At 68.5% G+C, this 24,445-nt stretch carries 18 protein-coding genes; 5 read left to right on the top strand and 13 right to left on the bottom strand.

Annotated features, from left to right (window positions below; genetic code table 11):
* The first annotated feature begins 56 nt into the window (after positions 1-56).
* From GGR66_RS00625 to GGR66_RS00610, 4 genes are all read left to right on the top strand, one after another.
* Positions 57-2,057 (top strand): M1 family metallopeptidase, encoded by a 2,001-nt coding sequence (locus GGR66_RS00625; RefSeq protein WP_184446854.1) that lies wholly within the window; start codon positions 57-59, stop codon positions 2,055-2,057.
* Positions 2,058-2,476: 419 nt separating this feature from the next.
* Positions 2,477-3,541, top strand: a complete 1,065-nt coding sequence (locus GGR66_RS00620) for a pectate lyase (protein ID WP_160970784.1) — start codon at positions 2,477-2,479, stop codon at positions 3,539-3,541.
* A gap of 455 nt (positions 3,542-3,996) precedes the next feature.
* A complete protein-coding gene (locus GGR66_RS00615; protein WP_184446853.1) occupies positions 3,997-6,261 on the top strand; it encodes a methyl-accepting chemotaxis protein in 2,265 nt (754 codons plus the stop codon).
* A gap of 801 nt (positions 6,262-7,062) precedes the next feature.
* Positions 7,063-9,321, top strand: a complete 2,259-nt coding sequence (locus GGR66_RS00610; RefSeq protein WP_184446852.1) for a methyl-accepting chemotaxis protein — start codon at positions 7,063-7,065, stop codon at positions 9,319-9,321.
* Between the two features lie 192 nt (positions 9,322-9,513).
* Here the strand turns inward: GGR66_RS00610 and GGR66_RS00605 are convergent, their stop codons facing one another.
* Positions 9,514-9,996, bottom strand: a complete 483-nt coding sequence (locus tag GGR66_RS00605) for a hypothetical protein (protein WP_160970778.1) — start codon at positions 9,994-9,996, stop codon at positions 9,514-9,516.
* 519 nt (positions 9,997-10,515) lie between these two features.
* On the opposite strand from GGR66_RS00605, the gene GGR66_RS00600 reads away from it, so the two are divergent.
* Positions 10,516-11,892 carry an amino acid permease gene (locus GGR66_RS00600; protein ID WP_184446851.1) on the top strand — a complete coding sequence of 459 codons (1,377 nt, stop codon included), beginning with the start codon at positions 10,516-10,518 and terminating at the stop codon, positions 11,890-11,892.
* A gap of 475 nt (positions 11,893-12,367) precedes the next feature.
* Here the strand turns inward: GGR66_RS00600 and GGR66_RS00595 are convergent, their stop codons facing one another.
* The 12 genes from GGR66_RS00595 to GGR66_RS00540 form a co-directional block, all read right to left on the bottom strand.
* Positions 12,368-13,636, bottom strand: coding sequence for an arsenic transporter (locus GGR66_RS00595; protein WP_160970774.1), 1,269 nt, complete (start codon positions 13,634-13,636; stop codon positions 12,368-12,370).
* A gap of 494 nt (positions 13,637-14,130) precedes the next feature.
* On the bottom strand, positions 14,131-14,580 hold the full coding sequence (locus GGR66_RS00590; protein WP_184446850.1) for a hypothetical protein: 450 nt from the start codon (positions 14,578-14,580) through the stop codon (positions 14,131-14,133).
* 218 nt (positions 14,581-14,798) lie between these two features.
* Positions 14,799-15,617 (bottom strand): prolyl oligopeptidase family serine peptidase, encoded by an 819-nt coding sequence (locus tag GGR66_RS00585; RefSeq protein ID WP_160970896.1) that lies wholly within the window; start codon positions 15,615-15,617, stop codon positions 14,799-14,801.
* A gap of 223 nt (positions 15,618-15,840) precedes the next feature.
* On the bottom strand, positions 15,841-17,199 hold the full coding sequence (mgtE, locus tag GGR66_RS00580) for a magnesium transporter (RefSeq protein ID WP_160970894.1): 1,359 nt from the start codon (positions 17,197-17,199) through the stop codon (positions 15,841-15,843).
* A 375-nt stretch (positions 17,200-17,574) separates the two neighbouring features.
* On the bottom strand, positions 17,575-19,281 hold the full coding sequence (gene ptsP, locus GGR66_RS00575; protein ID WP_184446849.1) for a phosphoenolpyruvate--protein phosphotransferase: 1,707 nt from the start codon (positions 19,279-19,281) through the stop codon (positions 17,575-17,577).
* Positions 19,282-19,339: 58 nt separating this feature from the next.
* Positions 19,340-19,609 (bottom strand): HPr family phosphocarrier protein, encoded by a 270-nt coding sequence (locus GGR66_RS00570; RefSeq protein WP_010344110.1) that lies wholly within the window; start codon positions 19,607-19,609, stop codon positions 19,340-19,342.
* Positions 19,602-19,994 (bottom strand): PTS fructose IIA subunit family protein, encoded by a 393-nt coding sequence (locus tag GGR66_RS00565; protein WP_184446848.1) that lies wholly within the window; start codon positions 19,992-19,994, stop codon positions 19,602-19,604. The genes GGR66_RS00570 and GGR66_RS00565 overlap by 8 nt, the downstream gene beginning before the upstream one ends.
* Before the next feature lie 147 nt (positions 19,995-20,141).
* Positions 20,142-21,020 carry an RNase adapter RapZ gene (gene rapZ, locus GGR66_RS00560; protein WP_184446847.1) on the bottom strand — a complete coding sequence of 293 codons (879 nt, stop codon included), beginning with the start codon at positions 21,018-21,020 and terminating at the stop codon, positions 20,142-20,144.
* Positions 21,017-21,967 carry an HPr(Ser) kinase/phosphatase gene (hprK, locus tag GGR66_RS00555; protein WP_160970886.1) on the bottom strand — a complete coding sequence of 317 codons (951 nt, stop codon included), beginning with the start codon at positions 21,965-21,967 and terminating at the stop codon, positions 21,017-21,019. The genes rapZ and hprK overlap by 4 nt, the downstream gene beginning before the upstream one ends.
* Complete coding sequence (locus GGR66_RS00550; RefSeq protein ID WP_160970884.1) at positions 21,964-22,416, bottom strand: PTS sugar transporter subunit IIA; 453 nt, start codon at positions 22,414-22,416, stop codon at positions 21,964-21,966. The genes hprK and GGR66_RS00550 overlap by 4 nt, the downstream gene beginning before the upstream one ends.
* 21 nt (positions 22,417-22,437) lie before the next feature.
* On the bottom strand, positions 22,438-22,755 hold the full coding sequence (gene raiA / locus GGR66_RS00545; protein ID WP_010344105.1) for a ribosome-associated translation inhibitor RaiA: 318 nt from the start codon (positions 22,753-22,755) through the stop codon (positions 22,438-22,440).
* Between the two features lie 48 nt (positions 22,756-22,803).
* Positions 22,804-24,249, bottom strand: a complete 1,446-nt coding sequence (locus tag GGR66_RS00540; RefSeq protein ID WP_184446846.1) for an RNA polymerase factor sigma-54 — start codon at positions 24,247-24,249, stop codon at positions 22,804-22,806.
* Positions 24,250-24,445: the final 196 nt, after the last annotated feature.

Genomic DNA, 24,445 nt, shown 5'->3' with positions numbered 1-24,445 from the left:
CCGCGCCACCCCGAATCGGCCTACCATCGGTGGCGATCCTCCCCACGGACGTCATCATGATCCTTGTCCTGCGCCGCGCTGCGTTCGCCGCGGCCTGTCTTTCCCTTGTCGCCGCCGCTCAGGCCAATGCAGCCACTGCTGCTGCCGCGGATGGCGCCGGCACCTACGATCCGCAGGCGCTGTTCGCGCCGTTGCAGTTGCCGCAGCCGGCCAACGCCTACCGCAGCGGCGGCGGCGTGCCCGGCCCGCAATACTGGCAGAACCGCGCCGACTACGACCTGCACGCCACCCTGGAGCCGGCCACGCATACGCTGCGCGGCCAGGAGACCATCACCTACAGCAACCGCAGCCCGGACACGCTGGACGTGCTGTGGCTGCAGTTGGACCAGAACTTGTACCGCGCCGATGCCCGCGGCCGTACGCTGCGCGCCGCGCGTGCCGACCGGCCCGCGCCGCAAAGCACCGATGGCGTCCGCATCGCCAAGGTGGAACTGGAGCAGGGCGGCAAGCGCGTGCCAGCGACCTTCCTGATCGACGACACGCGCATGCGCGTGGACCTGCCGCAGCCGCTGGCCAGCGGCAAGGCGCTGAAGCTGCACATCGACTACGCCTATACCGTGCCCGGCACCTGGGGTGGCCGCACCGCGGTCACGCCCACCCCTGATGGCGACATCTACGAGATCGCGCAGTGGTATCCGCGCATGGCGGTGTACGACGACCTGCGCGGCTGGGACACCCAGCCCTACCTGGGCGCGGAGTTCTACCTGGAGTACGGCGATTTCGACTACGCGGTGACGGTGCCGTGGAACTATCTGGTGGCCGGTTCCGGGGAACTGGTGAATCCGGCGCAGGTACTCACCGCCACCCAGCGCCAGCGCCTGGCGCAAGCGGCCGCCAGCGACACGACGGTGACCATTCGCGGTGCCGATGAAGTGGGCAACCCGGCCAGCCGGCCCAGCGCCAGCGGCACCCAGACCTGGCGCTTCCACATGGACCACACCCGCGATGTGGCCTTCGCTGCTTCGCCGGCCTTCGTCTGGGACGCGGCGCGGATCAACCTGCCCGCGGGCAAGCACGCGCTGGCGATGTCGGTGTATCCGCGCAGTGCGGTCGGCAGCGACAAGTGGGGCCGCTCCACCGAGTTCGTGAAGGCTTCGATCGAGCACTTCTCGCAGTGGTATCCGTACCCGTGGCCGGCGGCGGTGAACCTGGGCGGCCACGGCGCCGGCATGGAGTATCCGGGCATCGTCTTCGACGACATGGAGGACGGCGGCAAGCAACTGTTCTGGATCACCGCGCACGAACTGGGCCACGGCTGGTTCCCGATGATCGTCGGCTCCAACGAGCGCCGCCACGCGTTCATGGACGAGGGCTTCAACACCTTCATCGACGTCTATGCCTCCGACGCGATCAACCATGGCGAATTCGCGCCCAAGCGCGATGGCGAGTATGCGCCCGGCGGCGGCAACCCGGTGGACGAGATCCTGCCGCTGCTGGCCGACGCGAAAGCGCCGACCCTGCTCGACCGCGCCGATGCCACCAGCGAGACCTACCGGCATCCGCTGACCTACTTCAAGGGCGCGCTGGGCCTGGTGCTGTTGCGCGAACAGATCCTCGGGCCGGCGCGCTTCGATCCGGCGTTCCGCAAGTACATCGCCATGTGGGCGTACAAGCATCCCACGCCGTCGGATTTCTTCCGGCTGATGGAGAGCGAGTCCGGCGAGGACCTGAGCTGGTGGTGGCGCGGCTGGTATTTCAACAACTGGCAGTTGGACATGGGCGTGCGCGCGGCCGCCTACGTCGACCACGATCCAGCCAAGGGCCTGCTGGTGACCTTGCGCAGCCGCCAGAAGCTGGTGATGCCGGCGACCTTGCGCATCGACTTCGCCGACGGCAGCCATCTGGACCAGCGCGTGCCGGTGGAGACGTGGATGCAGCAGACCCAGCCGCAGATCCGCGTGCCGAGCACGCAGAAGGTGCTGCACGTGACCCTGGATCCGGACCACGTGCTGCCCGACGCCGACCGCGGCGACAACCGCCTCGATACGGTGAGCTGATCGCGCCGCGGCCATCCGCGCCGTCGTCGGCGCCGGATGGCCCGCGCAAACGTGCTGCGGCCGCAACGTTCGCCGCTGCGTGCCGCCGGCGTGGGCTTGTCCCGATGCAGTGCCCCGGCGGCGATGCCGATGCGTGCGATGCGCGTGCGTTCGCCGTCATTGCCGACGCCCTGTGTCCAACGCGGCGCGCGTGTAGACAGCCTGTCCCTGGCTGTCGCTGTCTGTCTCCTGCGGACCGTGGGTGTCCGCTTGTCCTGTCCCACGCGGCGAACGGGGCGGAGGGTTCCAGTTCGGCATCGCGGCGATTGCGTGGGCCACAGCACGCATTCCAAGAATGCCGCCGGCCCCCACGCCCCGTGCCGGCGCATGCGCGCACCGCCATGCGTCCTGCACTCATCGCGACAGATGGGAGACACATCATGCAGCAGCAATTCCGCATGGGCGCACTGGCGCTCGCGCTGGCCGTCGCCGCCACCCCGGCCTTCGCCGGCCCGGTCGGCTACGGCGCCAACACCACCGGCGGCGGCACTGCCATCCCGGTCAACGTCGCCACGATGGAGGCGATGCAGGCGGCGATCGACAACTACGCCGGTTCCGGCGGCCTGGTGCTCAACTACACCGGCACCTTCAACTATGCCGGCATCACCGACGTGTGCACGCAATGGAAGCTGCCGGCCAAGACCGTGCAGATCAAGAACAAGCGCGACATCACCATCAAGGGCGCCAACGGCTCCTCGGCCAACTTCGGCGTGCGCGTGGTCGGCAACGCGCACAACGTCATCATCCGCAACATGACCATCGGCCTGCTGCCGGGTGGCGAGGATGCCGATTCGATTTCGCTGGAGGGCAATTCCAGCGGCCAGCCGTCCAACATCTGGGTGGACCACAACACCATCTTCGCTTCGCTGACCAAGTGCCCCGGCGCCGGCGACGCGTCCTTCGACGGCGGCATCGACATGAAGAAGGGCGTCAACCACGTCACCGTGTCGTACAACTACATCCACGACTACCAGAAGGTCGCGCTCAACGGCTACAGCGACAGCGACACCCAGAACGCCGCCGCGCGCACCACCTACCACCACAACCGCTTCGAGAACGTGGAATCGCGCCTGCCGCTGCAGCGGCGCGGGCTGAGCCACATCTACAACAACTACTTCAACAACGTCTTCACCTCCGGTATCAACGTGCGCATGGGCGGGGTGGCGCTGATCGAAGCCAACTACTTCGAGAACATCAAGAACCCGGTCACCTCGCGCGACAGCAGCGAGATCGGCTACTGGGACCTGATCAACAACTACGTCGGCAGCGGCATCAGCTGGACCGCACCGGAGAGCACCAGCAAGCCCTACGCCAACGCCACCACCTGGATCTCGTCCAAGACCTATCCGGAGCCGCTGGGCTATCTGTACACGGCGATCCCCGCCGCGCAGGTCAAGGCCAAGGTCATCGCCACCGCCGGCGCCGGCACCAACCTGGCCGAGTGACAGGTGCGGCCTCCACGCCTCGCGGCGCGGAGGCCGCCGCTGTCATATATCTGACATGTTAAGTGTGCCGTTTGCAGCATTTCTTGTCCCGGGTCAAAAGCCCCAGATTGGTGCGTTTTTGGCCGTTTTCGCACCCAGGAAATACAATACGGCCTGTTTTTTCACGCGAATTTGACGCGATTTTGCGGTTTTCGTGACTTGAACGCAGCGTCGTGCACGCCGTGGTCACGATGCTGAGGAAATTCAAAAAGTGTGCGCACTTACGCATCAAGAATCACGTGCGGCCGCCGCTACCTAAAGCGAGTCCCCGCACGTGACATCTCCGATGCGGTCGGTGCTGGAAGTGTCTTCGTCTTCTTCTCCGTCGCATCGCGTCCAGGCCTTCCGCCTGGCAGTGTCGTGCGCGATCCCAGGTCGTGGCGCGGGGCTCCCCCTTCCTCACTTGGTACCCCCCCATGATCGGTTTCCTGCAACGCTACAACGTCGGGACGCGGCTTGCCTGCGCCTTCGGTGTCCTCATCCTGCTGTCCTGCGCCCTTGTCGGCGCCGGCCTGCTGACGTTGAAACAGTCACGCGAGATGATGGATACCATCGTCAACCGGCGCATGCAGATCCTCGATTACACCGGCGAAATGCGCTACGCCAGCTCGCTGATCGCGATCAACCTGCGCAACATCGTGCTGCCGACCACGCGCGAGGAGAACGAGGGCTTCGCCAAGGTCGTCGACGCGCAGCGACGCTACTACGGCGAGATCCACGACAAGCTTTACGCGATTCCCAATACCAGTCCGGTCGGCGTGCAGATGCGCAAGGCGATCGACGATGCCTACGCGCGTACCCGTGTCGCCAACCAGGAGGTGCTGGATCTGGGCATGCAGGACAAGGACGCCGAGGCGCTGAAGGTGCTGGTGACCCAGGCCGCGCCAGCTACCCAGCAGTGGCAGGAGGCGCTCAACACCTATGCGAACCGGCAGCGCGAGCAGGGGGCCAAGGCCTATGCGACCGCCCAGGTCGCCATGGATCGCGGCCGTGCGCTGTTGCTCGCCGGTGGCGCCATCGTGGTGCTGGTCAGCGGCCTGCTGGCCTGGCTGATCACCCGCAGCCTGACCGTGCCGCTGACCCGCGCCACCCGTGCCGCCGAGGCCATCGCCAGCGGCAAGCTCGACAACGACGTGCATACCGACGCCCACGACGAGACCGGCCGCCTGCTGCTCGCGATGCAGGGCATGCAGCAGCAGGTGCGCAACCTGATCGACGCGCAGTTGGAGATGGCCCAGCGCCACGATGCGGGCGAAGTCAGCCACCGCATCGAGGCGCAGGCCTTCCCGGGCGACTATGGGCGCATGGCCGCCGAGACCAATGCGCTGGTGGCCTCGCACCTGGCGGTGAAGACGCGTCTGGCGCAGATCATGGGCCGCTACGCGATCGGCGACCTGTCGCAGGACATGGACCGCCTGCCCGGCGAGGAAGCGGTGCTGAGCCAGACCATGGACGAGGTCAAGGCCAACCTGTCGGCGATGAACGGGCAGATCAAGCACCTGGCGACCTCCGCCGCCGACGGCGATTTCAGCGCGCGCGGCGATGCCGAGCGCTTCCAGCATGATTTCCGGGTGATGGTGGAGAGCCTGAACCAGCTGATGGCCACCGCCGACGGCAACCTGCAGGCGCTGTCGACGCTGCTGCAGGCGATCGCCGCCGGCGACCTGACCGCGCGCATGCACGGCGACTTCCGTGGCGTGTTCGCACAGATGCGCGACGATGCCAATGCCACCGCCGAACAGTTGGCCGGTATCGTCGGCCGCATCAAGCACTCGGCGGTGTCGATCAATGCCGCGGCCACCGAGATCGCCGCCGGCAACGACGACTTGTCGCGCCGTACCGAGCAGCAGGCCGCCAGCCTGGAAGAGACCGCCGCCTCGATGGAGGAGCTGACCTCCACCGTCCGCCAGAATGCCGAGCACGCGCGCCAGGCCAATCAGCTGGCGGCCGGCGCGGCCTCGGTCGCCGCGCAGGGCGGCAGCGTGGTCGGCCAGGTGGTGACCACCATGAGCGGCATCGAAGCCTCCTCGAAGAAGATCGGCGACATCATCTCGGTGATCGACGGCATCGCCTTCCAGACCAACATCCTCGCGCTCAACGCGGCGGTGGAAGCGGCGCGTGCCGGCGACCAGGGTCGCGGTTTCGCCGTGGTCGCCAGCGAGGTGCGCACCTTGGCGCAGCGCTCTGCTGCCGCCGCCAAGGAGATCAAGAGCCTGATCGACGACTCGGTGAGTCGTGTGGCCGAAGGCTCGGCCCTGGTCGATCAGGCCGGCAAGACCATGACCGAGATCGTGACCTCGGTGCAGCGCGTCACCGACATCATGGGCGAGATCTCGGCTGCGTCGCAGGAGCAGTCGGCCGGCATCGAACAGGTCAACCAGACCGTGACGCAGATGGACGAGAGCACACAGCAGAACGCGGCGTTGGTGGAAGAGGCCAGTGCGGCGGCGCGCTCGATGGAGCAGCAGGCGGTGGAACTGAGCCAGGCGGTGGCGCTGTTCAAGCTGGACGCCTCGGCGGCCGCGCCGTTGGTGCACGCACCGCGTCATCACGCCAACGCGGCACCCGCAGGCAAGCGCAGTGTCCGTCCGGTGGTGGCGAATGCCGCACCGGCGCGGCGTGCGGCGCAGCCCGCCGCGGCGCTGGCGTTGGCTTCGGACAAGGATTGGCAGGAGTTCTGATCCAGAGGTTGTGCTGCATCGGGCGGCGTGGCGCAACGCGCCGCCCGCTCCACACGGCCGGCAGCCATGCTGCTGCCGGCGCCACGGCGCGCTGATCCAGGCGTTTGCTGTTGCAGTCGATGATGCCGTGCCTGCAGGGGCGCGGCGCCTGCGCTCCTGAGAAAGCCGCACCCCACGTGCGCGCGGCACCGTGTGCCGCCCTCAACACCGCCACGCTCACGCGGACGTATCGCCGCATAGCGCGTTGCTGACCTGCGTCATGTTCGCCGCTGCCGCGTGCGTGCGCTTTCGTGCAAAGGGGCATGTGCCGCTTGCACGACCGTATCCGCGCGTCATCGCATGCCCCATCTCTTCCTGTCGATGCTGCGACGCGACTGTGATCGCACTTCTTGTCGGCGTCGCGCGCGTTTGGCATGCCTGCACCGCGGCCAACGGAAAATTTTTCCACCTCGCGCCCTTTCATCGAAAGCAAGTGCCATGCCGGCATTTGTAACCCTGCATGCACGCATCTTTCACGCAAAACGGCCGATCCGGCCGCTGCGCGAATGCGCCTTCGACACATCCGTCATCTGCCTGAGGCTGTTCAATAAATTTTCCGCAATCGCCTCTCAAGTCTCTCCGCGGGAAGCCGTTACACCGCCCGCACATTGAGCGGGAAGCGTCATCAAGCGTTTGATTCAGAACGCTTTTTCACGCTCTCTTCATCCCGGTTCCATTCGGACGCACGCACCGGCGGCTGGTCGGCGCGCGTGGTCCCGGCCGCTCCATTGCCCCAGCCATTCCCCCAAATAGGCCTCTTCCATGATTGCATTCCTTCAGCGCTACAACGTTGGCGCCCGGCTCGCCACCGCATTCGGCATCCTCATCCTGCTGTCCTCGGCCCTGGTCGTTGCCGGGCTGCTGACCCTGTTCCAGGCACGCGAACGGCTGGACGGCATCGTCAACCGCAACATCGCCGCCATCCGCGCGTCCAGCGACATGCTCAACGCCAGTTCGGTCGTGGCCATGAATGTCCGCAACATCGTGTTGCCGACCTCGCAGGAAGACAACATCCGCTTCGCCAAGGTCATCGCCGAGCAGCGTGCGCGCTACCAGGAAGCGCGCAAGCGGGCGGGCGCCATTCCGAGCGGCGCGCAGAGCCAGGCCGTGCTGGAGGAGGTCGACCGCACTCGGGAGAAGACCGTCGACGTCAATAATCGCGTCATCGATCTGGGCATGCACGACAAGCCGGATGAGGCACTGGCCCTGCTGATGGAACAGTCCGCGCCGCTGACGCAGAAATGGCAGGACGCCATCGCCCGCTATGCCGATCTACAGGCCACCCGCAGCAGCGAAGCCTACGCGGACGCGACGGCCGCGATGACGCGTGGGCGCGCCATGCTCATCGCCGGCGGCCTGGCGGTGGTGCTGGTCAGCAGCGTGCTGGCGTGGCTGATCACTCGCAGCCTCACGCTGCCGTTGGCCCGCGCCACCCGCGCCGCCGAAGCCATCGCCGACGGCCGCCTGGACAACGACGTGATCACCGAGGCACGCGACGAGCCCGGTCGCCTGTTGCTGGCGATGGGACGCATGCAGCACCAGTTGCAACGCTTCTCCAGCGAAACCACGCTGATGATCGAGTTGCACGCCGACAAGGACATCAGTCACCGCATGCCGCAGGACTTCCCCGGCGTCTATGGCGAGCTGAGCAAGGGCATCAACACCATGATGTTCGAGCACCTGGACGCCATCGTCGAGGCGGTCGAGATCCTCAACCAATACGCCAACGGCGACCTGCGCCGCGACGCCCGGCGCCTGCCCGGCAGCCGTGCGGTGCTGCACGAATCGATGGATGCGGCCAAGACCAGCCTGCTGGCGATCAACACCGAGATCAAGCGCCTGGCCGCTGCGGCCGCCGCCGGCGACTTCAGCGCCCGTGGCGATGCCGCCCACTTCCAGTACGACTTCCGGTTGATGGTGCAGGACCTCAACGCGATGATGGACGTCAGCGATCGCAACCTGGGCAAGCTGTCGGCGTTGCTGCAGGCCATTGCCGCGGGCGACCTGACCGCGCGCATGGACGGCGAGTTCCATGGCGTGTTTGCGACCATGCGCGACGACGCCAACGCCACCGCCGACCAGTTGACCGGCATCGTCGGCCGCATCCAGAGCGCGGCGGTCAGCATCAATGCCGCGGCCAGCGAAATCGCCACCGGCAACGACGACCTGTCGCGCCGCACCGAGCAGCAGGCCGCCAGTCTCGAGGAAACCGCGGCGTCGATGGAAGAGTTGACCTCCACCGTCAGGCAGAACGCCGAGCATGCGCGCCAGGCCAACCAGCTCGCCAGCGGCGCGGCGTCGGTCGCCTCGCAGGGCGGGGCGGTGGTGGGTCAGGTGGTCGCCACCATGAGCGGCATCGAAGCGTCGTCGAAGAAGATCGCCGACATCATCGGCGTGATCGACGGTATCGCCTTCCAGACCAATATCCTGGCGCTCAACGCCGCAGTGGAAGCGGCACGTGCGGGCGAGCAGGGCCGCGGCTTTGCCGTGGTCGCAAGCGAAGTGCGCACCCTTGCGCAGCGCTCGGCCAATGCCGCCAAGGAGATCAAGGGCCTGATCGACGACTCGGTGAGCCGCGTCGCCGAAGGCTCGGCGCTGGTCGACCAGGCCGGCAGCACCATGCAGGAGATCGTCGCATCGGTGCAGCGCGTCACCGACATCATGGGCGAGATCTCGGCCGCGTCGCAGGAACAGTCCGCCGGCATCGAACAGGTCAACCAGACCGTGACGCAGATGGACGAGAGCACGCAGCAGAACGCGGCGCTGGTGGAAGAAGCCACGGCGGCCGCACGTTCGATGGAGCAGCAATCGGTGGAGCTGACCCAGGCGGTGGCGCTGTTCAAACTGGAGGGCGCGCCCGTGGCAACGCCGTCGCCAGCGCAGTCGCCACGCGGCAGGAGCGTGACGCCTGTGGCCACGCGCAGCCCGCGCCCGCTGGCTGCGGCAGCGGCTGCCCCGGCACGACGCGCGCCGTCGTTCGCGGCGGCGGTGGCGCTGGACAAGGATTGGCAGGAGTTCTAAGTCGCAACGGTCCGGGACCCGGACTGCTGTTGCGCTTGCGCGGCCGCCTTCTTTGGAAGGCGGCCGCCTACGTTTGGCGATCGGGCGATCGGCGACGTGGCCCGATTCGGGTACCAGCGGCCAGCGGCCGCCGGTCGACGGCCATTGGCCACGTCGCGGCCGCAGGCTGCGGCCGCGACGCACAGCTGGCGCTTACTGCGGCGGCTTGGTCTGCGGGCTCTTGATCACGTACGAGGTGATGTACTCGCCGTTGGAGCCGTAGACCACCACGATGGTGGTGTTGGCGTCGCGGTAGACCACCGTGGCGTTGCACGGGCAGCTCGCCGCGGCGGTGACCATGCCCAGCGGCTGGTTCTTCGCATCGTTGACCGCGATCATCTGCTCCTCGGCGGCTGTGCCGATCGGCAGCCGTGCCTCGGTGCCCGGCGTGGCGGTGAGCACGGTGATGACCTCGTCCTTCAACGAGTTGATCTGCACGAAACGCAGGCCGGCCTTCTCGAACGTGTAGACCTTGAACAGCGGCGACAGGCTGACGTTCTGCTTGCCGATGGGCAGGCGTTCGCCCATGCCCTGGATGGCATCGGCGGCGTTCAGCGGTGCGCGCTCGGCGGCCTGCAGGCAGGGTACGGCCAGCGCGGCCGCCAGCATCGTCAGCGTCAGTAGCGGTTTGATCATGGTGTCTCTCCTTGTCTGGATGTACGGACCTGTACGCCATGGGACGAGCGGCAGCCGTGGTCCTTTCCGGCCGGAGCGCCCGCAACGGGCCGTCTCCCGGTCCGTCGTCGCCTGCCGCCCTCCTGGCTCCGCGTGTGCGCCCTCATCGGCAGGTGCGGAGATAGGAGACTTTGCTGGCGTCGAGTTCAGTATTTCTGACGTTAGTATCGCTGTCAATACGCAAAATCAGAGAGATGCGGGAAATTCGCCGTTGCTTCGGATGTATTGTTATTCCGTACTTTCTGCAGCCTGGTTGGCGCTGGCGTGTTGCCGGGCAAGCCGTAGTGCCGGGGCCGTGTTCGCCGACACGCAGCGGGCGGTCTCCCATCGCGGCCGCGTGCGCGGATCCGCGCTGCGTTGCAGCAGCCATCCCGCGGCGGCGGGTCGATCCGCGGCCACGGGCGGCCAAACACGGGCGCAGCCGCACGCCGCCGCCGGTCAGCCTGTATCGTGTCGCGTTTTCCGCACCCGACCGAGCCGATGCCGCATCCGTCCGCGCCTGTCCCGCCCGCCGCCGCACCCGCCTTGCGCCATGCGCTGAAACCGCGGCAACTGATCATGATGGGATTGGGCAGCGCGATCGGCGCCGGCCTGTTCCTGGGTTCCGGCGTCGGCGTGCACGCCGCGGGGCCGGCGGTGCTGATTTCCTACCTGGTCGCCGGCGCGCTGGTGATCATCGTGATGAACGCGCTGGGCGAGATGGCGGCGGCCAAGCCGGCCAGCGGCGCGTTCTCGGTGTACGCCGCCGACGCGATGGGGCCGACCGCCGGCGCCACCGTGGGCTGGCTGTGGTGGCTGCAGCTGGTGATCGTGATCGCCGCCGAGGCGGTGGGTGCCGCCGGCCTGCTGGCGACGGTGTGGCCGGGCTTGCCGGTGCCGCTGGCCGCGATCGCGTTCATGGCCGCGTTCACTGCGATCAACCTGCTGGGCGTGCGCAACTTCGGCGAGTTCGAATTCTGGTTCGCCATCCTCAAGGTGGCGGCGATCGTCGGCTTCATCCTGGTCGGCGTGGCCTTGCTGGCCGGCTGGTTGCCCGGGGTGGCCTCGCCGGGCCTGTCCAACGTCACCGGCAACGGCGGCTTCGCGCCGAAGGGCATGGCCGGCATCGGCGCCGCGCTGCTGGTGGTGGTGTTCGCGTTCGGCGGCACCGAGATCGTGGCGGTGGCCGCGGCCGAGACCGCCGACCCGGAGCGCAGCATCGCCCGCGCCATCCGCACCGTCGCTTGGCGCATCCTGGTGTTCTACATCGGCTCGCTGAGCGTGATCATCGCGGTGGTGCCATGGCAGAGCCAGGCGCTGAGTTCGCCGTTCGCGGCGGTGCTGCAGGTGGCCAACATCCCCGGCGCCGCCACCGGCATCACCCTGATCGCGGTGATCGCGCTGCTGTCGGCGCTCAACGCCAATCTGTACGGCGCCTCGCGGATGATCTTCTCGCTGGCCCAGCGCGGCGAAGCGCCGCGCGCACTGGCCGCGTCCAGCCGCCAACAGGTGCCGTGGCTGGCGGTGCTGGCCAGCGTGCTGTTCGGCTTCGTCGCCGCGGTGCTGGAGCTGCTGTATCCCAACCGGGTGCTGCCGGTGCTGCTGAACATCGTCGGCGCCACCTGCCTGCTGGTGTGGACGATCTCGCTGCTGTCGCAGCTGATCCTGCGCGCGCGCGCCGACCGCGCCGGCACCCGCCTGCCGTTCCGCATGCGCGGCTATCCGGTGCTCACCGTGCTGGCGCTGGCGATCCTGGCGCTGATCTTCGGCCTGCTGGTGGCCTCGCCGGACACCCGCACGCAGTTCCTGTCGATGGCGGCGCTGACTGCGGCCATCGCCCTGGTCAGCGGCGTGGCGCGGCGGTTGCGCGCGGGGTAGGGCGCGCCAGCCGTCAGGGCGCCAAGCCATCGTTCGAGGGATGTCGGTCCCGGCAGCTTGCGACGACCGGACGACGCGCGCGTCGCGACGGAGTAACGCGCTTTGCCGCGACCGAACCGGAGACGTCGTGACATCCTCGTAGGAGCGGCTTCAGCCGCGACGGGCTTTACCTGGAATGCTTGTCGCGGCTGAAGCCGCTCTTACGACACGGGCTGCGTGCTGCCGGAGAGGCGGCGCTTGTTTCTCCTGTGGTGGGAGCAACCGTCGCAGGCGTCCGCGGCCGCCTGTCGCGGCTGAAGCCGCTCCTACAGGGGAATTTCGGCGAACTGTCGGGGTTGTCGTAGGAGCGGCTTCAGCCGCGACGCGTTGCGGTAGAGGCCGCCGGGTCCAACCCGCGGTCGCTGCAGGTCAGTGCCTGGGCGACCGTTCCGGGGCTTGACCGCCATGGGCAATCCACGACGTGGGCGCGCGCTACTCAGCCCAGCAGCAGGCGCGCGCCCAGCGCGCACAGCAGTGCCGGCGGCATCACCAGCGCGCCGACCTTGAGGAAGCGCCAGAAGCCCACGTCCTCGCCTTCGCGGCGGATCGCGGTCAGCCACAGGATGGTCGCCAGCGAGCCGGTGATCGACAGGTTCGGGCCCAGGTCCACGCCGATCAGCAGCGCGTCCACCACCAGCTGCGGCGGCTGCGCCTGGGCGACGGTGGTGCTGGCGATCAGGCCGGCCGGCAGGTTGTTCATCAGGTTGGAGCCGAACGCCAGCAGCGTGCCGGCGATGCCGGCGGTGGCCTGCGGCGAGTGCGCGGCGGCGTCGGCCAGGGTGCGCGCGAGCAGGCCGATCACGCCGGTGCGCGACAGTGCTTCCACCAGCACGAACAGCCCGGCCACCAGCGGCAGCACCGACCACGACACCGCCTTGGCCATCGGCAGCGGCGACTGCCGGCCGCCCAGGCAGACCACGCCGAGGGTGGCCAGGCCGGCCAGGCAGGTCGGCAGGCCCAGGTCCAGGCCGAGCGCGGAGACGCCGACCAGCAGCACCGCCGTGGCGAGGATGCCGACCAGGGCGAAGGTGCCGCCGCGGGTCAGCGGCACCGTGTCCACGCGCGCGGCACAGCGGCCGGTCAGGTCCTTGCGTTCGGCCCAGCGCAGCATCACGAAGGTCACGCCGATCGCCAGCAGCGACGGCAGCGCGAACGCGGCCATCCACGCGCCGAGCGTTGGCATCTTCCCGCCGTACAGCACCAGGTTGGCGGGGTTGGAGATCGGCAGCACGAAGCTGGCGGCGTTGGCGATCAGCGCGCAGGCGAACAGCAGCGGCAGCGGCTTGGCCCCGGCCTTGCGTGCGGCCGCGTACACTGCCGGGGTCAGCACCACCGCGGTGGCGTCGTTGGACAGGAACGCGGTGACCACGATGCCGACGCCGAACACCAGCGCGAACAGGCGCTGGGTCGAACCCTTGGCCAGGTTCACCGCATGCATCGCCACCCAGTCGAACAGGCCTTCGGCGCGTGCGGTTTCCGACAGCAGCATCATGCCGATCAGGAACAGATAGACGTCCAGGCCCTTCAGTACCGCTTGCCAGGCTTCGCCGCCGGGCATTAGCCCCAGCGCCATCAGCAGCAGCGCCCCGCCGACCGCCCAGCACGCCTCCGGCAGCTTGAACGGCCGCGTGATCACCCCGGCGGTGGCCAGCGCGCAGATGCCCCAGGTGGCGAGATTGGCCGTGTTCGCGCCGGGCATGCTCATGCCGCCGCTGCCTTGGCGCGGGCGCGAAGGCACATGCGCGAAGGTGCCGCGGGAGTGGGGCAGGGGAGGGCAGTGAGGGAGGGCGCGGGCATGGGGCGTCGGGCAGCGGAGTCCGAGGGGCGTGCAGGATAGCAGCGGGACAGGCGCAACCCTGGCCCGTGTGAGCGGTCTGGCGCTCGCGGTTTAGCTTGCGTAGACGCGCACGGCGTGGCGTGTTCGCACATCGGCCTCGCGACGCTATGTGACGTGACGCGATGCGATGCGACGCAGTGCGGTCGGCGCGCCCCGCATGCCGCGGAACGGACGGCCGCGTCCTCGGCACGCGCGGCCAACGCGCGTCGCATGCCGGTAGGCGAGTGGCTGGCATCGTCCTTTGCCAGCCGCGATCGTGGCTGATTCCGAATGGCGCGATGCAAGATCTCCTTGACGCTCGCCCGCTTCATCCTCGGTGCGCCGCCCAAGGAACGACAGGCACGCGTCGCACCGAGGTGCCGCTATCCCAGATGGCGCGCAATCCATCCTTGCACGAACGCCACCGGCCCGATCCGTGGCGGCGGCGTCAGCCCGGCACTGCGCACGAAGCCGGTGGCGGCTTGGGCCAGCGCCTGATTGGCGCGGCGCAGGGCCTGCTGCGCGGCTGCCTGCTGCTGGCGCAACTGCACCAAGTGCAGCGAGGGCCGCCCGGGCGGCGCGAACTTCTGGTCGCGGCGCAGCGCGTCGGCGGACAGACCGGTGGCCTGGGTGGCGTGGTCCACGGCATCCAGCGCATCCAGCACCTGCAACAGCCAGCGTCCGCTGTCGCTGAGCTGCAGTGCCGCGGGGTCGTCGCGTGCCGGCACCAGCAGCGGTGGAATCGCCGCGCCGGCGATCGCCGCGGCGCTCGGGTCCAGCCCGCGCAGGCGGGCGTGGAAAACGGACTGCGATGAGGAAAGGGCGGTGGCCATGCCTAACCTGTGCACGAAAGCGCGGACTGTACGCGGTTTGGTGGAGTGCTGCGGCCCGGCTTGCACAGCCGGGCGTTGGCCGTGCGCCGCGTTGCACGCCGAGCGCGGTGGGGTTTTTTTGTGGGAGGGACTCCCACAAGGATGCGGCGTAGGACTGAGGGCAGAACGCCGTAAGCGCGCGCTGACTACCCGATCGCGCAGCCTTTCCTGGAAACGGCTTACTTGTCGGCGGTGGTCTCGTTGCCGGTGTCGCTGCGCTTCTGCGCGAACAGCCACTGCCACATCTTCGGATCGCGATAGGTGGCGTCCCAGGCGTTGTGGTTGCCCTGCGGGTACTCGGTGTAGCGCACGTCGGCGTCGAGGTTCTTGAAGGCACGGACGATCTTGCGGTCGTCGTGCGGCAGCACCACGTCGTCCTGGGCGCCATGGAAGATCCACACCGGCACGTGCCGCAGGCGCTGCGCCAGGGCGCTGTAGGGATCGGCCAGATACGCCACCGGCGTCACCACCAGGTACTCGCGGTCCTCGTGCGGGGACAGGATCGCGCCGCAGATCGGCACCAGCGCGGCGAAGCGTTGCGGCTGCTTCAAGGCGATTTCCCAGGTGCCGTAGCCTCCCATGGACATGCCGGTGAGGTAGGTGCGCTGCGGGTCGCCGTTGAACTCGGCGCTGCTGTCGTCCAGTGCCTGCAGTGCCATGGTCGCGTTGGCGCCGTTCCATTCTTCGCCGTCGGGCGCCTGCGGCATCACCACCAGGGCCGGGAAATCGGCCAGGTGGCGGCGCAGGTACGGACCCAGTCCGGCCGTGGTCTGGTCGCGGCCATCGTCGCCGCGCTCGCCGGAGCCGTGCAGGAACAGCACCACCGGCACCGGGCCCTGGCGATGCGCCGGCGCCGGGACGAACACCTGGTAGCGGTAGACGCGCCCGTCGAGGGTGAGCTGGCGGCTGACGAAGTGGCCGGTGGCCGGGTCGCTGGGCAAGCTGCTGCATCCGACCATCGACAGGCACAGCAGAAGCAGCAACGAACGCATCGACATGGCCGGCCCTCGGATGGGAAGGCCGCAGTATCGTGGGCTGGGCGTCTCCACCACAACCCGGGCAGGGGGAGCGGACATGCGCCAGTCAGCCGCCGGCCGCGGCGCGTGCTGGTGCGGCGGGCCTGCCGCGCACCGGGCGGATGGCGGGGTCGGCGCCGCGCGGATCACCCTTGCCGCGTCGCACGGCGGGCCGGCGGGAACCGCCCCGCCGCACGGACACGCCCTACAGCAGGACCAGGGTGGCCAGGCCGAGGAAGCTGAGGAAGCCCATCACGTCGGTCAGCGTGGTCAGGATCACTCCGCCGGCCAGCGCCGGATCGAAGCCCAGGCGCTTGAGCGTCAACGGCACCAGCACGCCGCCGAGGGCGGCGGTGAGCAGGTTGATGGTCAGCGCCGAACCGATCACCAGCGACAGCAGCGGCTGCTTGAACCACAGCAGCACGATCAGGCCCAGGCCGATGCCCAGAGACAGGCCGTTGATCAGCGCCACCGTCAGCTCCTTGCGCAGCAGCACGCCGACGTTGGACGCGCCGATCTGGCCCAGCGCCAGGCCGCGCACCATCAGCGCCAGCACCTGGGTGCCGGCGTTGCCGCCCATGCCGGCCACGATCGGCATCAACGCGGCCAGCGCCACCAGTTTGGCGATGGTGCCCTCGAACTGGCTGACCACGCTGGAGGCGATGAAGGCGGTGCCGAGGTTGATCGTCAGCCAGATCAACCGGCGCCGGAACGCACGCCGCACCGGGCTGAACAGGTCTTCGTCCTCGTCCAGGCCGGCGGCGCTCATCGCCTGGTGCTCGGCCTGGTCGCGGATGATGTCGACCACGTCGTCGATGGTGATGCGGCCGAGCAGGATGTTGTTGTCGTCCACCACCGGCGCGGAGATCCAGTCGTGGTCGGAGAACTGCCGCGCGACCTCGTCGGCGCCTTCGCCGACGTCGATGGCCGGCTGCTCGTCGTCGATCAGCCGGTTGATCGGGGTGGAGTCCTCGTGGGTCACCAGCGCCGCCAGCGACACCCGCCCCAGGTACTGGTGGCGACGGCTGACCACGAACAGGTGGTCGGTATGGTCCGGCAGTTCGCCGCGCAGGCGCAGGTAGCGCAGCACCACGTCGACGTTGACGTCGGCGCGCACGGTGACCACGTCCGGGTTCATCAGGCGGCCGGCGCTGTCCTCGGGATACGACAGCACCTGCTCCAGCCGCTCGCGGTTCTCGCGGTCCATCGACTTGAGCACTTCGTCGATGACCGTGTCCGGCAGGTCCTCGACCAGGTTGGCGAGGTCGTCGATGTCCAGGTCTTCGACCGCGGCGACGATTTCGTCCGGGTCCATGTCCGCGAGCAGGCTCTCGCGCACTTCCTCGCCGACGTGGACCAACACCTCGCCGTCGTCTTCCGGATCGACCAGGCCCCACACCACCTCGCGCTTGCCCGGCGGCAGCGACTCCAGCAGGTTGCCGATCTCGGCCGGCGCCAGCGTATTGACCAGCCGCCGCACCGGACCCAGGCGCCCGCTGTCCAGCGCATCGGACAGCATGCGCAGCTGCCGCGCGGTCTTGTCGTGGCGGACGGCGTCGGCCATGCGCTGCTCCCTTCGGTAGAGGCCGCGCTCCGGAGAAACGCGGTCGGTCAGATGTTCATCCCAACATTATCGCCTGCATGTTGCGGGAAGCACAGTGGAAGGCCGGGATTGGGGAGTCGGGATCGGGGAGTCGATGCTTCTGCGCGAGCGTGAGGCGCTGCGCTCCTCTGTGGGCGGGGCTGAAGCCCCTGCCACAAAAAAGCGGCGGGGCAGGCGCTGTCGGAACCGTGCGGTTGCTGCCCAGAGGGTTGGCGATTTTTTCATCGAAGCGCGCGGCGCAGGATGCCGCAACCGGCATCCTTCAATCGAATCCCCGCGTTCCGCAGCCGAACGGCTTCATCCCAATCCCCAATCCCGACTCCCCGATCCCGGCTCTCACGCCAACCAGCGCTCGATGCCCTTGCGGTCGCGCGCCTGCAGCAGTTTGGCGCCGCGTTGGCGCAGGGACTGCAGGTCGCTGTCGCGGATCACCTGGCGCACTTCCAGCATCGTCGCCGGATGCAGGCTGAACTCGCGCAGTCCCAGCGCCAGCAGCATGCGGGTCAGCGCCGGGTCGCCGGCGATCTCGCCGCACACCGCCACCGGCTTGCCGTGGGCCTGGCCGGTGGCGATCACTTGCGCGATCAGCCGCAGCACCGCCGGATGCAGCGGCGAATACAACTCGGCCACCGCCTCGTTGTTGCGGTCGGCGGCGAGCAGGTACTGCACCAGGTCGTTGGTGCCGATCGACAGGAAGTCGATGGTGTCGATGAAGGTATCCAGGGCGAGTGCCGCCGCCGGCACCTCGATCATCGCGCCGAGTTGCACCTGCTCGGCGATGGCGTGGCCGTCGCGGCGCAACTGCGCGGCGATGCGCTTGAGATGCCGGCGCATCGCCAACAGTTCCTCGCGCGCGCTGACCATCGGCACCAGCACCCGCACGGGGCCGTAGGCGGAGGCGCGCAGCAGCGCACGCAACTGCGTGTCGGAGACCTTGGGCCGGGCCAGCGACAGGCGCACGCCGCGCAGCCCCAGCGCCGGGTTTTCTTCGTTGCTCATGGTCAGGCCGGTGCGGTCGGCCTTGTCCGCGCCCAGGTCCAGGGTGCGGATGGTCACCGGCCGGCCGCTCATGCCCAGCACCGCATCGCGGTAGGTGTGGAACTGTTCTTCCTCGTCGGGCAGCGCGTCGCGCTGCAGGAACAGGAATTCGGTGCGGTACAGGCCCAGGCCGTCGGCGCCGAGCGCATGCGCGCGGGTGACGTCGTCGCGCGACTCGGCGTTGGCCAGCAGGGTGATGTCCACGCCGTCGCGGGTCCGGCTGGGCTTGGAGCGCAGCTTGCCCAGGCTGCGCTGCAGCTTGGCCTGCTCGCGCACGCGGCTGCGGTAGTCGCGCAGGTCGTCCGGGGTCGGGTCGACCAGCACCGCGCCCTGGGTGCCGTCGATGATCAGCACGTCGCCGTCGTTGATCTTCTGCAGCGCGTCGGCGACGCCGACCACCAGCGGCAGGTGCAGGCTGCGCGCCAGGATCGCGCTGTGCGACAGCGTGCTGCCGGCGCTGGTGACGATGCCGACCACGCCCTGCGCCTGCAATTGCGCCAGTTCCGACGGCGCCACGTTCTCGCACACCAGGATCTCGCCGGCCAGGCCTTCGCTGTCCGGCTGGCGCTTCTGCAGGAACGCGTGGATCCGTCCGATCACATGGTCCAGATCGTCCATGCGGCTCTTCAGGTAGGCGTCTTCCATGTCGTCGAACACGGTCGCCAGGCGGTCGCGCTGCAGGCGCAGCGCGTAGTCGGCGCTGTAGCGGCCGGTGCGGATCAGTTCGTCCAGGCCGTGCAGCAGTTCCGGGTCGTCGAGCAGCAGCGCGTGCAGGTCGAGGAATTCGCCGACCTCCTTGGCCAGGGCGCCGTGCAGACGCTGGCGCAGGCCATGCATCTCCTCGCGCGCGGCGTCCACCGCACGGTGCAGGCGATCGAGTTCCTCGGGAATCTGTGCGGCCGCAATACGTTGCTCGGCCACTTCCAGCGCATGCGGCAGGCGCACCCGCGCCCGGCCCAGGGCATTGCCGCGCGAAGCGCCATGGCCGGCGATGCGCACGCTCACCGCGCGTGCCCCGTGCGGCGGCACCGCGTCCCTGCCTGCGGCCGCCGGCGGCGCATGCTCAGCTGTCCTCGTCGAAGCGCCGCTCGAACAGGTCGACCACGGCCTTGAGCGCCTCGGCTTCGTCGGCGCCGTCCACCCGCACCGTCACCGGCGTGCCCTGCGCGGCGGCCAGCAGCATCACGCCCATGATGCTCTTGGCGTTGACTTCGCGGCCCTTGGCCGCGAGCGTGGCGTTGCAGCGGAACGAGGACAGCGTCTGCACCAGCTTGGCAGTGGCGCGCGCGTGCAGGCCGAGGCGATTGGAGACCAGCAGTTCGCGTTCAAGCATCGTCGATCACCACGCCATTGCGCGAGCCGGCTGCCGCGGTCGCGGGCAACTGCTCCAGTCCTTGTTCGGGGTAGTTCATGATCCGCAGCAGCATCGGCAGGCTCAACGCCGAGACGCGCCGCACTGGCGTGCCCAGGCGCGCCAGCCGCGCGGCGAGGTTGCTCGGGCTGGCCCCGTACAGATCCGTCACCACCAGCACGCCATCGCCGTCGTCCACCCGCCGCAACGCTGCCGACGCCTGCGGCAGCAGCGCGTCGAGGTCCGCGTCGAACGGCACCTCGAAGGCTTCGGTTTTCAGCGGCAACTGCCGCAACAGCCGAGTCGCCACGCTCAGCAGCGCGGCGCCGATTTCAGGATGGGTGATGAGGAGAATGCCACAGGCCATGGGAGAACGTTAACAGGTCAGGCAGGGCGCAGGGAATGGCTGTGGGGAGCGGGGATTGGGAATTTGGGATTGGGGATTCGCAAGAGCCAGAGCAATGCCCTGCGTTTGCCAATCCCGAATCCCCAATCCCCAATCCTGGCGTTTCGATCAATCCTGCTCGCGATGGAAGGTCGCCACTTCCGGCCAGCCTTGTTCGCGGGCATGGCGGGCCAAGCGTTCGGCCAGGTACACCGAGCGGTGCTTGCCGCCGGTGCAGCCGAAGGCGATGGTCACGTAGCTGCGGGTGTCGTTGCGCAGCCGCGGCAACCAGGTGTCGAGGAAGTCGATCAGTTGCGCGGTGTAGCGCTGCACGTCCGGTTGCGCATCCAGGTACTCGCGCACACCGCTGTCGCGGCCGGTCATCGGGCGCAGCTCCGGGTCCCAGTGCGGATTCGGCAGCACCCGCGCGTCGAACACGAAATCCGCTTCGGCCGGGACGCCGCGCTTGTAGGCGAAGGACTCGAACAGCAGCGACAGCGTGTTCTCGGCGGACAGCGCGAACTCGGTGGTGACCCGCCGGCGCAGCTGGTGCACGTTGAGCGCGCTGGTGTCGATCACCGCATCGGCCGCTTCGCGCAGCGGCTCGGTCAGGGCGCGCTCGCGCTCGATCGCTTCCGGCAGCGACAGGCCCTGGCGCGACAGCGGGTGGCGCCGGCGGGTGTCGGCGTAGCGCTTGATCAGCGCCTCGTCGTTGGCGTCGAAGAACAATAGCCGTGCGTCCAGGCCGAACTGCGCCACCGCCTCGCGCCAGCGCGAGAGCTGGCTCAGGTCGCTGTGGCGGCTGCGCACGTCGATGCCCACCGCCAGCTTGCTGGGGCCGGCATCCTCGCGCACCAGGCTCTTGACGAAGGCCGGCAGCAGTTCCACCGGCAGGTTGTCGACGCAGTAGTAGTCCAGGTCCTCGAAGGTCTTCAGCGCCACCGACTTGCCGGAGCCGGACAGGCCGCTGACGATGACCAGCGTGGAGGTGTTGGCGCCGGTGGTCATGGGCTGCGCCGCTCCAGCAGGTTGCTGTGGCGGGCGATGAACATCGCCGCCGGGTCGATGCCCTTGGTGCGCAGGATGTGCAGACGCGTGGCGGCCTCGGTCAGCACCGCCAGGTTGCGGCCCGGCATCACCGGCAGGGTGATCAGCGGCACGTCCAGGTCCAGCACGTGGCGGGTACCGGAATCGCCGGTGAGGCGCTCGTAGCCGTGGGGCGTGGGCTCGGTCATGGGCCGGGTCAGGTGCACGATGAGCCGAAGGTACTTGTTCTTCTTTACAGCCGTGTCGCCGAACATCTCGCGCACGTTGAGCACGCCCAGCCCGCGCACTTCCAGCAGGTCCTGCAGCAGTTCCGGGCAGGTGCCGTCGAGCACGTCGGGGGCGATCTGGGTGAATTCGGGGGCGTCGTCGGCGACCAGACGGTGGCCGCGGCTGAGCAGTTCCAGCGCCAGCTCGCTCTTGCCCGAGCCGGCCTCGCCGGTGATCAGCACGCCGATCGAGTAGATCTCCATGAACACGCCATGCAGGATCACCCGCGGCGCCAGCGTGCGTGCCAGGTGGTAGGACAGGTGATTGAGCAGTTCGTGGCCGCGCTTGGGTGAGATCCACAGCGGCGTGTCGGATTCGTCGGCGGCCGCGCGCAGGTCTTCCGGGCACGACTGGTTCTTGGTGACCACCAACGCCAGCGGCCGCACCTGCACGATCTTCTCGATGGTCTCCCAGCGCTGGCGCGCGTCCAGCGAGTCCAGCCAGGCCAGTTCCTCGGTGCCGAGGATCTGCACCTTGTTGGGGTAGATGGTGTTGAGATACCCGGCCAGCGACGGGCGCCGCGAGACCGCATTGCCGGCCTCCAGCACCCGGTGTTCGCCCTTGTGCCCGGCAATCCAGCGCAGGCTCAGGCGGTCGCGTTGCTGGTCGAACAGTTCGCGTGCGTCGATGCTGGTGTTCATGCGGCGGCCCGTGGCGCGCCGCCGAGCAACGCATACAGTGCGGCGGCGTCCGGCGCGTTGCGCAGGGCGTCGCGGAATTCCTCGATGGAGAACTGCTCGGCCAGTTCGGACAGCAGCATCAGGTGTTGGTGGGTGTAGTGCGCCGGGACGGCCATGGCGAAGATCAGGTCGACCTGGGTGCCCTGGCCGTCGAAATCGATCGGCTGGTGCAGGCGCAGGAGCGCGCCGCGTGGGGCGTCCAGGTCCGGCGCGCGGCCGTGCGGGATGGCAATGCCGTGGCCGATGGCGGTGCTGCCGAGCTGTTCGCGCTCGCGCAGGCTGGCGAAGAGTTCATCGGCGCCGGCCTGCTGGCAGGCCAGCAGACCGGCGGCGGTGTGCAGCAGGGTGTCGCGATCGGCGGCCGGAAGCACCTGGGTGCTGACGGCCGCCATCAGATCGGTCAAGGGCATGGTGGCGCAACGTGGGGAGGATCACGCGAGATTGTCGCGCACCTCGGCCGCATGGTGGTCGTGCTTCTTTTCCTTGTGCTTGATGATCAGCCGGTCCAGCTTGTCGGCGAGCAGGTCGATCGCCGCGTACATGGTCTGTGCGCTGGCGTCGGCGTGCAGGGTGCGGCCGGGGACGTTGACCGTGGCCTCGACGTGATGGTCGGGCTTGCGCAGCGCCAGTTGGGCGCGGACCTCGATGGTTTCCTCGTAGTGTCGCTTCAGCCGTTGCAGCTTGGTCTCCACATACTCGCGCAGGGCGGGGGTGACTTCGATCTGCTGGCCGTAGGTCTCGATACGCATCGGATACTCCTTGGTTCGGGTTTCACCTATGAACCATTGCCGCCGCCGCTAGCCGATCCGGACGCGTTCGTGGGAGGCGGAAATGTTCATGGCCTCACGATACTTCGCCACGGTGCGGCGCGCTACAGGGACGCCGGCACTTTTCAGCAGGTCGGCCAGCTTGGCGTCAGAAAGCGGCTTGCGCGGATTCTCCGCATCGATCAGCCGGCGGATCATCGCCTGGATCGCGGTGCTGGAGGCCTCGCCGCCGCTGTCGGTGTCGATGCCCGAGGCGAAGAAGGCGCGCAGCGGGATGGTGCCGCGCGGGGTGCGCACGTATTTGCGGGCGATGGCGCGGGAGATGGTGCTCTCGTGCAGGCCCAGTTCGCCGGCGATCTCGCGCAGGGTCAGCGGCCGCAGCGCCTGTTCGCCGAACTCCAGGAAACCGGCCTGCTGCTTCAGCAGGCAGCGGGTCACCTTGAGCAGTGTCTCGCCGCGCGCCTCCAGGCTCTTCAGCAGCCAGCGCGCTTCCTGCAGTTGCCCACGCAGGTAGCCGGCGTCGCTTTCGCCGCACTGGCGGATCAGCCGCTCGTAGCCGCGGTGGATGGTGACCTTGGGTTGGGCGTGCGCGGACAGCGCCGCATGCCACACCCCGCGCTGGCGCCAGACCACGCAGTCCGGCACCACATAGGTGTCGCTGCCCAGCTCGCCGATCTGCTTGCCCGGACGCGGGTCCAGCGAGCGCAGCAGCGCGACCGCGGTGTCGACCTCCGCCGTCGGGCGCTTGAGTTCGTGCGCCAGGCCGGCCACGCCGCTGCGCGGCAGCCGTTCCAGCGGTCCGTTGGCGATGGTGCGTGCCAGGGCCAGCCCCGGCGTGTCCTCGGGCAGGGTGTCCAGCTGCAGGGTCAGGCACTCGCCCAGGCTGCGCGCGGCGATGCCGGCCGGGTCGAAGCGCTGGATCTGGTGCAGCACGGTCAGGATCTCGTCCTCCTCGGCGGCGATATCCGGGCGCAGGGTCTCGGCGATCGCGGTCAGCGGCTCGCGCAGGTAACCATCGTCGTCGAGCGCGTCGATCAGCGCCGCGCCGATGCTGCGGTCGCGCGCGGACAGCGGCGACAGGTGCAACTGCCACAGCAGGTGATCGATCAAGGTGTCCGGTTCGGCCACGCGTTCGGCCGCGCTGCCCAGGTCGTCGTCATCGAACGACCCGCCGCTGCCGCCGCTCCAGGCCGATTCGGCAGTGGACCATTCGTCGCCGTTGTGCTGCGGAACGTCGTCCAGGGTGTCGCCGGCCGGCGGCGCGACCTCGACCTCGCCCTCGGCGCTGCCGTGGCTGGTCACATCCAGGGTGGGCGCGGCGTCCTCGGACCATTCCAGCAGCGGATTGCTCTCCACCGCCTCGGCGATCTCCACTTCCAGCTCGGCGCTGGACATCTGCAACAGCTTGATCGCCTGCCGCAACTGCGGCGTCATGACCAGGTGCTGTCCCAGCGATGTCTGCAGCCGTGCTTTCATCCGTCGTGTGTACTCAGCAGTGAAGCGGTTCTGAATCTTAGCGTTGTCTTGGAAGCATTACTTGAGGCGTTCTAATGGCTCCGGGTGGATGCCATCCATGAAAAATCCCCTTGACGGTAAATTCACGTTTGTGATAAGAATCACGCGCGCTAATCTTGACGGCTGGCGCAATTGACTACGGCTAAAACACAAAAAG

This window comes from Xanthomonas sp. 3498 (assembly GCF_014199795.1).
In the GTDB taxonomy this organism is placed as follows: domain Bacteria; phylum Pseudomonadota; class Gammaproteobacteria; order Xanthomonadales; family Xanthomonadaceae; genus Xanthomonas_A; species Xanthomonas_A rydalmerensis.
Note: the sequence above shows the minus strand (reverse complement) of the source record. Positions and strands in the feature narration are given on the sequence as shown.

Excerpts from the sequence above, each read along its gene's own strand:
- GGR66_RS00625 (WP_184446854.1), top strand. The coding sequence starts at position 57 with ATGATCCTTGTCCTGCGCCGCGCTGCGTTCGCCGCGGCCTGTCTTTCC.
- GGR66_RS00620 (WP_160970784.1), top strand. The coding sequence starts at position 2,477 with ATGCAGCAGCAATTCCGCATGGGCGCACTGGCGCTCGCGCTGGCCGTC.
- GGR66_RS00615 (WP_184446853.1), top strand. The coding sequence starts at position 3,997 with ATGATCGGTTTCCTGCAACGCTACAACGTCGGGACGCGGCTTGCCTGC.
- GGR66_RS00610 (WP_184446852.1), top strand. The coding sequence starts at position 7,063 with ATGATTGCATTCCTTCAGCGCTACAACGTTGGCGCCCGGCTCGCCACC.
- GGR66_RS00605 (WP_160970778.1), bottom strand. The coding sequence starts at position 9,996 with ATGATCAAACCGCTACTGACGCTGACGATGCTGGCGGCCGCGCTGGCC.
- GGR66_RS00600 (WP_184446851.1), top strand. The coding sequence starts at position 10,516 with ATGCCGCATCCGTCCGCGCCTGTCCCGCCCGCCGCCGCACCCGCCTTG.
- GGR66_RS00595 (WP_160970774.1), bottom strand. The coding sequence starts at position 13,636 with ATGAGCATGCCCGGCGCGAACACGGCCAATCTCGCCACCTGGGGCATC.
- GGR66_RS00590 (WP_184446850.1), bottom strand. The coding sequence starts at position 14,580 with ATGGCCACCGCCCTTTCCTCATCGCAGTCCGTTTTCCACGCCCGCCTG.
- GGR66_RS00585 (WP_160970896.1), bottom strand. The coding sequence starts at position 15,617 with ATGTCGATGCGTTCGTTGCTGCTTCTGCTGTGCCTGTCGATGGTCGGA.
- mgtE (WP_160970894.1), bottom strand. The coding sequence starts at position 17,199 with ATGGCCGACGCCGTCCGCCACGACAAGACCGCGCGGCAGCTGCGCATG.
- GGR66_RS00570 (WP_010344110.1), bottom strand. The coding sequence starts at position 19,609 with ATGCTTGAACGCGAACTGCTGGTCTCCAATCGCCTCGGCCTGCACGCG.
- GGR66_RS00565 (WP_184446848.1), bottom strand. The coding sequence starts at position 19,994 with ATGGCCTGTGGCATTCTCCTCATCACCCATCCTGAAATCGGCGCCGCG.
- rapZ (WP_184446847.1), bottom strand. The coding sequence starts at position 21,020 with ATGACCACCGGCGCCAACACCTCCACGCTGGTCATCGTCAGCGGCCTG.
- hprK (WP_160970886.1), bottom strand. The coding sequence starts at position 21,967 with ATGAACACCAGCATCGACGCACGCGAACTGTTCGACCAGCAACGCGAC.
- GGR66_RS00550 (WP_160970884.1), bottom strand. The coding sequence starts at position 22,416 with ATGCCCTTGACCGATCTGATGGCGGCCGTCAGCACCCAGGTGCTTCCG.
- raiA (WP_010344105.1), bottom strand. The coding sequence starts at position 22,755 with ATGCGTATCGAGACCTACGGCCAGCAGATCGAAGTCACCCCCGCCCTG.
- GGR66_RS00540 (WP_184446846.1), bottom strand. The coding sequence starts at position 24,249 with ATGAAAGCACGGCTGCAGACATCGCTGGGACAGCACCTGGTCATGACG.